General features: G+C 63.3%; 10 protein-coding genes. 7 read left to right on the forward strand and 3 right to left on the reverse strand.

The genetic code is table 11. From position 1 onward, the window contains the following. Window positions 1–305: 305 nt before the first annotated feature. Window positions 306–839 carry a bifunctional adenosylcobinamide kinase/adenosylcobinamide-phosphate guanylyltransferase gene (gene cobU, locus J4F42_20305; GenBank protein ID MCE2487863.1) on the forward strand — a complete coding sequence of 178 codons (534 nt, stop codon included), beginning with the start codon at window positions 306–308 and terminating at the stop codon, window positions 837–839. A gap of 18 nt (window positions 840–857) precedes the next feature. On the opposite strand, the gene cobS is transcribed toward cobU, so the two are convergent. Continuing rightward, a complete protein-coding gene (cobS, locus tag J4F42_20310) occupies window positions 858–1,631 on the reverse strand; it encodes an adenosylcobinamide-GDP ribazoletransferase (protein ID MCE2487864.1) in 774 nt (257 codons plus the stop codon). Continuing rightward, window positions 1,628–2,653, reverse strand: a complete 1,026-nt coding sequence (cobT, locus tag J4F42_20315) for a nicotinate-nucleotide--dimethylbenzimidazole phosphoribosyltransferase (GenBank protein MCE2487865.1) — start codon at window positions 2,651–2,653, stop codon at window positions 1,628–1,630. The genes cobS and cobT overlap by 4 nt, the downstream gene beginning before the upstream one ends. A gap of 231 nt (window positions 2,654–2,884) precedes the next feature. Here cobT and cobO point away from each other — a divergent pair, with 231 nt between their 5' ends. The 6 genes from cobO (at window position 2,885) to J4F42_20345 (ending at window position 7,990) form a co-directional block, all read left to right on the forward strand. Then, window positions 2,885–3,457 carry a cob(I)yrinic acid a,c-diamide adenosyltransferase gene (gene cobO, locus J4F42_20320; GenBank protein ID MCE2487866.1) on the forward strand — a complete coding sequence of 191 codons (573 nt, stop codon included), beginning with the start codon at window positions 2,885–2,887 and terminating at the stop codon, window positions 3,455–3,457. Continuing rightward, on the forward strand, window positions 3,441–4,289 hold the full coding sequence (locus J4F42_20325; protein ID MCE2487867.1) for an ABC transporter substrate-binding protein: 849 nt from the start codon (window positions 3,441–3,443) through the stop codon (window positions 4,287–4,289). Before cobO ends, J4F42_20325 begins: the two co-directional genes overlap by 17 nt. Further along, window positions 4,289–5,278: an iron ABC transporter permease gene (locus J4F42_20330; protein MCE2487868.1), complete on the forward strand. Its 990-nt coding sequence runs from the start codon at window positions 4,289–4,291 to the stop codon at window positions 5,276–5,278. The genes J4F42_20325 and J4F42_20330 overlap by 1 nt, the downstream gene beginning before the upstream one ends. Before the next feature lie 61 nt (window positions 5,279–5,339). Continuing rightward, window positions 5,340–6,044, forward strand: coding sequence for an ABC transporter ATP-binding protein (locus tag J4F42_20335; GenBank protein ID MCE2487869.1), 705 nt, complete (start codon window positions 5,340–5,342; stop codon window positions 6,042–6,044). A gap of 2 nt (window positions 6,045–6,046) precedes the next feature. Beyond that, complete coding sequence (gene cobD, locus J4F42_20340; protein MCE2487870.1) at window positions 6,047–6,853, forward strand: cobalamin biosynthesis protein CobD; 807 nt, start codon at window positions 6,047–6,049, stop codon at window positions 6,851–6,853. A 171-nt stretch (window positions 6,854–7,024) separates the two neighbouring features. Then, window positions 7,025–7,990 carry a threonine-phosphate decarboxylase gene (locus tag J4F42_20345; GenBank protein MCE2487871.1) on the forward strand — a complete coding sequence of 322 codons (966 nt, stop codon included), beginning with the start codon at window positions 7,025–7,027 and terminating at the stop codon, window positions 7,988–7,990. 65 nt (window positions 7,991–8,055) lie between these two features. Here the strand turns inward: J4F42_20345 and J4F42_20350 are convergent, their stop codons facing one another. Next, window positions 8,056–10,101, reverse strand: a complete 2,046-nt coding sequence (locus J4F42_20350) for a TonB-dependent receptor (GenBank protein ID MCE2487872.1) — start codon at window positions 10,099–10,101, stop codon at window positions 8,056–8,058. Between the last annotated feature and the right edge of the window lie 208 nt (window positions 10,102–10,309).

Here is a 10,309-nt window from a genome sequence, read left to right on the forward strand (position 1 = left end):
CTGCTTGTGAAATCGCCGCCCACCTTTCGCATAGCTCCCATCGCCGTGAAAGCGACCCACGAGAAATGCGAGCTTCCATAGCAGTTGCGGTGGCGGTTTGGGCGGATGGGCGAGTTTGTCAGACGGCAGCGGGTCCAGCAGAGTCTCCATGTCTCCCCCTCACTGACACCGGCCTGGTGCCCTCATAATTTTGTCCCGACGGTCAAAGCTCTGGCCCATGTCCAAGATATATACTCCACTCCCCTTTTGCCGTCATCCCGAATCCGATAGCCAGTAGGTACTCTGAAACAGTATCGTACGGCAATATGAGTACAATCGAACCTTGCTTTGGTATGACCCTGGTACTCGGCGGTGCGCGCTCGGGCAAGAGCACCTTTGCCGAGAGTCTGGCACGCGGCCATAGCCAGCGGGTCTATATCGCGACTGCCGAGCGCGTTGACGACGAGATGGTACACCGCATCGAGGCACACCGCCGCCAGCGGGGGGCTGACTGGCGTACGGTAGAAGCGCCGATTGATCTCGCAGAGGCCATTCGGCAGGAGGGCGCACCCAACGTCTGCCTGCTGATCGATTGCCTGACGGTGTGGCTTGGGAACCTCATGCATTATAATCGAGAAATCGACGCCGCCCAGGATGCTCTACTCGATACGCTCACCGATGTATCCGGGCCGATAGTATTGGTCGCCAATGAGGTCGGCCTAGGCATCGTGCCGGACAATGCCGCTGCGCGCGCCTTCCGTGACCACGCCGGCCGGCTCAACCAGGCCGTCGCCCAGCTGGCGGAGCGCGTCTACTTCGTAGCTGCGGGCTTGCCGGTTCTCCTCAAGGAACCGACCTGAGCCTCATGCACACAACCGTCACAGCGACGCCAGCGCCCCAACGACTCCAAGATACATCCCCAGCTCGCTCATTTGCTGTACGCCACCGAGACAGTCTCCGGTGTATCCGCCCAGCCTGCGCTCATACATGCCGCGCATGGCGAGATGCCCGGCGGCAAGCCCTATCAGACCGACGGGAATAATGGCCTGCGCATACGCCACCCCCAATCCACACACCGCGGCCACACCGGTTGCCAGGGAGAACAGGAGGCCACCGGGACGCAGCGTCTCGGCGACCGGTGTGGCCATACCGACGTCTCGTACGTAATGGCTCGTCGCGATCGCAAGCACGGAGGACGACCGACTGGCGGCGTGCGCGGCGACCAGCAACCACGGGACAATATGTGACGGCAGCGCGACCAGGGCCAAGATTTTCGCCGCGAGCATCAGTCCGAGACCGGCCGCGCCATAGGCTCCGAGCCGACTATCGCGCATGATAGCGAGCGTTTTCTCCCGATCTGTGCCGCCGAGCCCATCGCAGACATCCGCGAATCCATCCTCGTGCAGGGCACCGGTCGCGATCAACGAGGCTGCGGTGGAGAGGACAACTGCCAGACTCATCGGAAAAACCAAATGGGCGAGCCAGAAGACGCCTCCAGCAAACGCACCGATCAAGGCACCGACGAGCGGGTAATAACGGACCATGGCAGACAGTCTCTCCTCAGAGAAGACACCCGACACCCGCACCGGCCAACAGGTCAGGAATTGAACGGCGAGCAGTAATGCGTCGAGTTCCCGACGGGCCGCGTTCATTCTCCTGCTCCGCTAACCCCGGCAGTCTCGAAAGTTGCCATGTCCGACAGCATCGCCGCAGCGGATTTGAGAATCGGCCAGACCAGCAGCGCGCCAGTGCCTTCACCCAGACGCATTTCCAGGTCAAGCACCGGACGGGCGGCCAGGGCCTCAAGCACCACGCGGTGGCCTGGTTCGGCGGATCGGTGGGCGAAGATGAGATACTCTCGCAGCGGCGGAGCAAGCTCGACCGCAGCGAGCGCGGCGGCGCTCGAGATAAACCCATCTACAAGCACGACCGTTCCGGCCTGGGCCGCGCCGATCAGCGCCCCGACCATCATTACCACCTCGAATCCTCCGTACTCGCAGAGCGCCCCACGCGCATCGAGCCGGACCGGTGTACGTGCTGCGGCCCGCGCGAGGACCGCCTGCTTGCGCGCCAGCCCGACGGCGTCAAGTCCGGTGCCGCCGCCGACCAGCGCGTCGAGCCCAATGCCGGTGAGCTTGTGGACGATCAGGCTAGCAGACGAGGTGTTGGCTATCCCCATTTCACCGAATGCCGCCGCCTCCGCGCTGATGTCCGCACCAATCTCACGGCCGCTGCCAAGCGCGGCCTCAAACTGTTCCGATGTCATGGCAGCCTCCACGGCGCTGTTTCGGGTTCCGGCAGCAATTCGCCGCGAGGTGAGTCCAGGGGCCTGGAACGTTGCGCCGGCGACGCCGGCATCAACGACGTGCAGGTCTACACCGTTCACGCGTGCAAAGACATTCGCCGCAGCGCCACCCGCGAGAAAATTGGCAAGCATCTGCCGCGTCACCTCTTGTGGATAAACAGACACCCCCTCAGCCGCTATCCCGTGGTCGCCCGCAAAAATGACCAGGCGACAGCGGTCCAGGCGCGGCGTGAGCGTATCCTGGATGCGGGCAATCTGCGCGGCCAGGGTCTCGATGGCTCCCAACGCGCCACGCGGCTTGGTTTTGGTGTCGATGGCGTGCTGGACCGCGGCATCCCGTGCGTGGGAGACGGGCCGAACATTGAACATGAACAGTCTTCCTTCAGTGGGCTCCGTCTTTTCGATACGAGATCATTCGCATACAGCGGCGCGATAGCAACGCTTCGGGACCCTAGCATGGAGCGGGAGCAGCAACCAGTCACGGGAGGAGCGGAACCAGACACGAGGTGAGGCTGCCACCCTTGACTTCGGCAGGCTGGCTTGTATGTATAGGGCCTGCATTCAAAGCCCATGGACACTGCCGCCACGCATAAGGAAAAGATGAAGGTCCTGCAGGCTGAGCAGCGCCGTAAGGTGAGCGCGACCCGCCATCCGGGACGAGGTCTGGTGCTGGTCTATACCGGCGACGGCAAGGGAAAATCAAGCTCCGCCTTTGGCGTGATTGCCCGGGCGCTCGGCTGGGGCCAGCGGGTCGGCGTCGTCCAGTTCATCAAAGGCAAATGGATGACCGGCGAACGGAAATTCTTCGCTGGATTTCCCGATCAACTCGTCTGGCACTGCATGGGCGATGGCTTCACCTGGAACACTCAGGACCGCGACCAAGACACAGCCGCCGCCGAGGCTGCCTTTGCCAAGGCGCGGGCGCTGCTGGAAAGCGGTGACTATGATCTGGTCGTGCTGGACGAAATCAACATCGCGCTCCGCTACGACTATCTGTCCGTCGAGACCGTGCTTGCCGGCCTCAAAGCCCGCTCGACCCGGACGAGTGTCATTCTGACAGGGCGCGACGCTAAACCGGAGCTTCAGGACTATGCCGACCTCGTCAGCGAGATGCGCGAGGTGAAGCATCCTTTCAAAGCCGGCCTCAAAGCCCAGCATGGGATTGATTTCTGAGGCGGCGTTCCGGCTGGCCGTTCTCGTCGGGCTCGTCGGGCTGGCCGCGTGTAGCCCTGCCGAGAAGCCGCAACGCCTGGACCAGCCGAAACGCATCATCAGCCTTGACTATTGCGCCGATCAGTATGTGCTCAAGCTAGCACCGCGTGAGCATATCCTGGCGGTCTCGCCTGATGCTGAGAAAACCTTTTCCTATATGCGTGGCTACGCCAAGGGACTCAGACAGATTCGCCCCCAGGCCGAAGACGTTCTCGTCCTTCAGCCCGACTTGGTGGTCCGCTCCTACGGCGGAGGGCCGAATGTCACCGCGTTTGTCGAACGTATAGGCACACCTGTGCTGCAAATCGACGCCGCCCACGACCTCGACGGTGTCAGAAACACGATTGCAGCAGTGGCAGAAGGGCTCGGTCAGCAGGCCCGCGGCGCAGCAGTGATCGCCGAGATGGACGCGCGGCTGGCAGCCCTGCGCGCCCTACCGGACGCGCCGGCGGCGCTGTATACGACGCCGGCTGGCGTGACGAGCGGACCCGGCACGCTGGTCCACGAGATGCTGCGCGCTGCGGGTCTGGCCAACTTTCAGCGGGAGCCCGGCTGGCGGTCCCTGCCACTCGAGCGTTTAGCCCATGAACAACCTGACCTCGTGGCGGCCGTTATCTGGGGAGCCACGAATCACGATGACAATTGGAGCGCGGCCCGCCACCCCATCGCCCGTCAACAGCTCCGTGAGCGGCCCGTCGTTTCGCTTGAAGGAGCCTGGGTCGCCTGCGGCGGATGGTTCCTGCTCGACGCCATTGAGGCACTGGCGGTGACAGGCCGCGGAGAGGCCCCGTAGTGACCACGAGCGGGCTCAATCTTGCCCTGGCCACGACGGCGGTCGCGGCGCTGGTGGCCGCCTGTTTTCTTGGTACAACCCCCATGGGCGCGCCCCGCGTACTGGCCGCGTTCCTGGGGCAGGCCCCGGTTGGCGACAGTCTGGTCGTCTGGCAGATACGCTTGCCGCGTGCGCTGGCCGCGTTCGTGGTCGGCGCCGCGCTGGGGGCAAGTGGCGCGGCGATGCAGGGATTGCTCCGCAACCCGCTCGCGGAGCCTGGGGTCTTGGGCGTATCGGCGTCAGCCTCTCTGGGTGCGACGTTTGTGCTGTACTACGGCTTCGCAGATGCCTGGGGGTATAGCGTGCCGGTGGCCGCCATCACGGGTGCGTCCGCAGCGTCGGCCCTCATCGCCCTGATCGCGGTCCACACCTCATCGGTGGTCACGCTCATCCTGGTCGGCGTCGGCCTGTCGAGCTTTGCGGGTGCGGCCATGTCGCTGCTGATGAATCTTGCCCCCAATCCGTTCTCACTGGCGGATATGGTGAACTGGATGCTGGGCTCCGTTGCCAACCGGAGTGTTAACGACCTGGCACTCGCCGCCCCATTCATGGTTATCGGCCTGGCCATACTCTTCGCGACCCGCCGAGGGCTGTCGGCTCTCACCCTGGGGGAGGAAGCCGCCGTCGGCGTGGGCCTCAATCTCCGTCGCCAGCGCCTCGCGGTTGTGCTGGGTACCGGGCTGGCCACCGGTGCAGCAGTCGCGATCGCCGGCGCTATAGGTTTTGTCGGCATCATCGCGCCACATATTGTGCGCCCACGCGTCGGTCACGACCCGGCGCGCAGCCTGCTACCGTCAGCACTGCTTGCCGGGCTCGTCCTCGTCCTTGCTGACATCGCGGTCCGTCTGTTGCCTACCAGTTCGGAGCTGAAGCTAGGCGTGGTCGCCGCTTTTATTGGCGCACCCGTCTTTGTCTGGATAACCCTACAGCGGAGGGCGGTCCGTGACTGAACTCTGCGCAAAAAACGTGACAGTCAGGATCGGTCGAGCGACACTCGTAGAGGCGGCTTCCTTGAGCCTACGGTCTGGTGAGTTGGTCGCCCTGCTCGGGCCCAATGGTGCGGGTAAGACCACCTTGCTACGCGCCGCGCTGGGCCTCGGACACCTTTCCACGGGGTCGGCGACGCTGGCCGGCGCGGCCACGGCACGACTCTCGTCCATGGAACGGGCTCGCCGCGTAGGATATCTCCCGCAAGTGCGTCCGCTGGCTTGGCCCAATACCGTGCGCGACGTAGTCGCGCTCGGACGCTTCGCCTACGGCGCGGCGCTCGGACGGTTACGCGCCAGGGATGCCGAGGCGGTTGATCGCGCAGTGGCTGCATGCGATCTTGTCGACCTCGCCCACCGCCGAACCGCTACCTTATCTGGCGGAGAACTCGCCCGTGTTCATTGTGCCCGAGCCTTTGCCGCCGAGGCGCCGCTGCTGATTGCCGACGAGCCGACCGCAGCCCTTGACCTGCGTCACCAGTTCCAGGTCATGGACCTCTTACGGCGTTTTGTGGACGCGGGTGGCGGCGTGTTGGTCGTCCTGCACGACGTGGGGCTTGCCGTTCGCTTTGCCGACCGGCTCATTTGGATGAAAGACGGAGCAATCCTTGCCGATGGTTCGCCCGAAGAGACCCTGACCGCAGACCGGCTACGGACGGTCTATGGTATGCACGCGCGGGTTGAGCGCCAGGGTACCGAGTGGAGCGTACAGATCGAAGGAGTGGCCTGAGCGTGTCGTCGATCATGCTCATGTCAGGCGCATTCCTGGTCGAGGCTGTCTGTGGCTGGCCCGACTGGCTCTACCGCCGCATCCGCCACCCAGCGGTCTGGATTGGCAGCCTGATATCTGCGCTCGACGCAGCGTTGAATCTGGATCGCTTCAGCCCCGCCGCGCGGCGCGCGCTCGGGATGCTGGCGACGCTCGTCGTCGTTGCCGTGCCCACGCTGTCCGCCTATTTGCTGGTTGTCCTCCTGCCGGAAACGCCGCTCGGTTTTGCCGTGGAAGTGACAGTGGCTTCCAGCCTGCTGGCCAGCCGTAGTCTGTATTGTCACGTCCTGCGCGTCACTCAGCGCCTGGAACACGGCGATCTGGCGGGGGCACGGCAGGCTGTCAGCCACATCGTCAGCCGTGATCCTACCGAACTCGACACCACGGGTGTTGCACGGGCGAACCTGGAAAGTCTGGCCGAGAACGCTTCCGACGGCGTCATCGCACCCCTCTTCTGGGGCAGCCTGCTCGGCTTGCCAGGGCTGACCGCGTATAAGGCTATCAATACTCTGGATTCCATGCTCGGCTACCGAACCGATCGTCTATGGGCGTTCGGCGGCTTTGCCGCCCGGCTCGACGACGCGGTCAACCTCATTCCGGCTCGACTTACGGGCGGCCTCATTGCGCTGGCGAGTTTCAGACCCCGTCATGCTCCGCGACGCCCGGAATCACCGCTCGCCCAATGCGGGCTGGCCGGAGAGCGCCATGGCCGGGTCGCTCGGCATTCGGCTGCGCGGCCCACGCGTGTATGCGGGTACGGAGGCGGCTGACCCTTGGCTGAATGCGACCGCACCAGACCCCGGACCTGGTGATGCACGGCGCGGGCTGTATCTCTACGTGCGGACCATGCTGTTGGCTGCACTGATCCTGCTCGCCCTGGCGGTCGGGGAACCCCAGACATGAGAATGGACGAGTGTGCCCACGGAGGGGCACTTGACCTCATGCGCGCCCGTTTCCCCCAGGCACCGGAACCCTGGGTCGATCTGTCCACCGGAATCAACCCCTGGCCGTATCCGCTGGACAGCCCGCAGCCGGAGACCCTCCAGCGTTTACCAACTGCCACCGCAACGTCAGCTTGTAGGGACGCAATGGCGGAGACATTTGGAGCGCCGGCGGAGTGTGTTCTACCCATTCCGGGTAGCGAGCTACTCATCCGTCTCCTACCGACATTGCTCCGACCCCGACGTGGGATGCGAGTGGCCATTACGCGGCCGACCTTTGCCGACCATGCCGAGGTCTGGCGAGCGGCGGGATGTCGGGTCACCGAAATATCGGACCCTTTGGAGATCCTCGCCTCGACCGATCTCGTCGTCCTGTGCAACCCGAATAATCCTGACGGCCGCGTCTGGGACCCGGCCCGGCTTGAGGCGGCGCGGACGGCGCTGGCCGCAAAGGGCGGCTGGCTGATCGTTGACGAAGCCTATGCCGATGTTCGGCCGGACCTGTCCCTGGCAGCAGGCGGCGGGCGGGCGGGTCTCATCCTCCTGCGCTCGTTCGGCAAATTCTTCGGTCTGCCCGGACTCCGGCTCGGGACGCTGATTGCACCGCCAGACACCCTGGAAACAGTCCGGCGATGTCTGGGTGTCTGGAGCGTATCCGGCCCGGCACTGGCCGCGGGAGCGCAAGCCTACCGAGACAGCGGCTGGCAGCAGGAAACCCGTCACCGGCTGGCGACAGCACGCGTACGTCTGGACGCAGTTCTGAACGCGGCCGGCCTGCATATGGTGGGCGGTGTAGACCTCTTTCGCTTCGTTGTAGTCGACGACGCCGCTGGTGTCGGGCGCAGCTTGGCTAGGTGCGGTATCTCCGTTCGCCGCTTTGACTGGGGTCAAAGCCGGCTGCGTATCGGCCTGCCACCCGATGCGGATGCAGAGGAACGCCTCGCCCAGGCACTGCTCGCCCGCTGACCTTTCGAGAGTATCTTCGGACCGGGCACGACGTTTTGCAGTCGGAATTCTGTCCGGTCCACGATTCAGAACTCCGCCCGGAAGCCGGTCATAAAAGTCGTTTCCGCGGACGAGAAGTACAGGACCTCCTGATAGTCGGCGTCAAACAGATTCATCACCTTCCCTTCGAGAGTCAGAGCCCGGATACCCCAGCGGTCCTCGAACAGCAGATAGGACAGCGCCACGTCTGCCCGCTCGTAGCCGTCATGGAGGGTGCCGTGCCGTTCGGTGACATTGCCCTTGATATACAGATGAAAGTTGGCGTTCAGACGCTCGCCGGCATAGTTCAGGGTGAAGGAAGCCACATGTTTGGGTCGTCGAACCAGGGGGCCGCCCTGCCTGAAGGATCCAAACCCGTCGTTTCCGGCATTCGCCAGCACCTTGGTTTCCAGATAGGTATACGAGCCCCGCACCGAGAATCCGTAAGGCAAGACGGCGGATGTCCCGACTTCAAGCCCGCGACTCCGGGCACGGTGCACGTTCACGTAATTCGGCGCTGGGGCGGGCGCGAAGGTATACGCGATCAGATTTTTATATTCGGTCGAAAAATACGTCAGACTCACTTGGGTGTCGAACGCGCCCAGAGAAAAGGGCTGGTCAAGACCGATTTCCCAACTCTTGGACTGCTCCGCCTCCAGGTCAGGATCCCCGCGGGAAAATGCGGTGTCGATGTTCTGGGAAAAACTGGCTGCCTTGATCCCCTGGCTGTAGCCACCCCGCAGTTTGGTGTCGAGGCCGGGGAGGATCAGGGCGGCCGAAACCCGCGGGCTGACGTGTGTCCCATACGTGACCGCGTCGTCCAATCGAAACCCAGACGTCACGAACAGCGTCTCTTGCCACGCCAAATGCAGTTGAGAGTAGAACGCCTGGGCGTTGCGGCTCCCGCGGGGTCCGTTCTTTTGGTTGTAATGTTCGTCTTCGACATAGCCCCCAAGGGTAAAGGTCGGCGCCACACCGAGCGTGACCGGCAGGAAAAAATCGGAGGAGTAGTCGGCAGACAACCGGTACTCGCTATTAATGGTGAGGGAGCCCAGGCCGTCACAGTCGTTCCAGGTCGCAGTGTCGTCGTCTCGACAATCGACTCCTCCATTTTCCGGGTCGCGATAGGTGAACCATTCGTATAGCAACCCCAATTGAAGATTATGTCTCCACCACACGGTAGGCTGATAGGTGACCCGCGGTCCGAGAATAATACGACGGTTGTCACTCGTCGCCTGGGGGTCCAAACCGTTCCCCTGCCGGTCGAGGATATCACCCCTGCTGGTCGTCACGTGAAAGCGGCTGTCAATATAGCGGAGGGTGGTCGTGAATTGCAGATCGTCGCTGGGGTCAAGGTCGAAACGGGAGGCGATAGTCGTGCTGCCGTAGTCGTTATTGATCGGCAGGATGCCCCCGCTGTCGACCCGCCCGACGGCCACGTTATAGCCGTACAGCGCTGTCCCGCCGGAGATACTGAGACGCTCCTCAAAGGTGTCGGGGTTGCCCGCACGGAAACTCAGGGTTCCGCGTGCCGGCCCCTGTCCACGCGGTGTCAGGAGTTGAATGACCGTACTCATGGCATCAGAGCCGTACAGAGCGCTCTGCGGGCCGCGCACCACCTCAATGCGGCCTATGCCCAGGGTCGTCATATCGCCGAACTTGAAACTGCCACCCCCTCGGTTGACCTTCACGCCATCGATCAGGATCATATTATGATCCGCCTCACCGCCGCGCGTAAAAAGCGAGGTCGTCGCACCGCGGCTGCCGGTCTGGCTGAAGGAGAAACCCGGCACCTCGCGCAACTGCTCAAACAGGTCGGTGGTCTGACGCCGCGCGATGTCTTCCTGTGTCACGACCGTTACCGCGTTTGATACCTGTGAAAGTGGCTCTTCAAACTTTGACGCTGTGACAATGATGGGGTCCAGCGCGGTGGTCGGCATGGGCTGCTGGGCCGCGTGTGGCTCCTCAGCTGGAGCAATCGTAGTGGATGTCATCGAAGGAGACTGCGCTTGGGCTGGCGCGGATGGACCGCCGCCGCCCCAGACCAGGAGCGCTACGACCAGAACGGAGACATAATATGTAGACTTTCCCATCTTCCCTCCTCGGGGAGACCTTCTGTTCGGAGGAAAGAGGAACAGGCGTGTGGGACATAGAATATGGAAACGGTTGGCAGCCTACCCAAACAGGATACTGAGGGCAGTGGCTCACGTCTCCAGAGCAGTAACACGCGGTAACCCTTCTCCCTCCGCGGAGAGGCCGGTTCATGGCTTCAGGCAGGTTTCCTGGCTTAGGGGTTCAGGG

The sequence above is a fragment of the Desulfurellaceae bacterium genome (assembly GCA_021296095.1).
Classification (GTDB): Bacteria; Desulfobacterota; Binatia; order Bin18; family Bin18; genus JAAXHF01.

Coding starts and splice junctions, on each gene's coding strand:
- cobS (MCE2487864.1), bottom strand. CDS start 1,631: ATGAACGCGGCCCGTCGGGAACTCGACGCATTACTGCTCGCCGTTCAA.
- cobU (MCE2487863.1), top strand. CDS start 306: ATGAGTACAATCGAACCTTGCTTTGGTATGACCCTGGTACTCGGCGGT.
- J4F42_20345 (MCE2487871.1), top strand. CDS start 7,025: ATGCGCGCCCGTTTCCCCCAGGCACCGGAACCCTGGGTCGATCTGTCC.
- J4F42_20325 (MCE2487867.1), top strand. CDS start 3,441: ATGGGATTGATTTCTGAGGCGGCGTTCCGGCTGGCCGTTCTCGTCGGG.
- J4F42_20350 (MCE2487872.1), bottom strand. CDS start 10,101: ATGGGAAAGTCTACATATTATGTCTCCGTTCTGGTCGTAGCGCTCCTG.
- cobT (MCE2487865.1), bottom strand. CDS start 2,653: ATGTTCAATGTTCGGCCCGTCTCCCACGCACGGGATGCCGCGGTCCAG.
- cobO (MCE2487866.1), top strand. CDS start 2,885: ATGAAGGTCCTGCAGGCTGAGCAGCGCCGTAAGGTGAGCGCGACCCGC.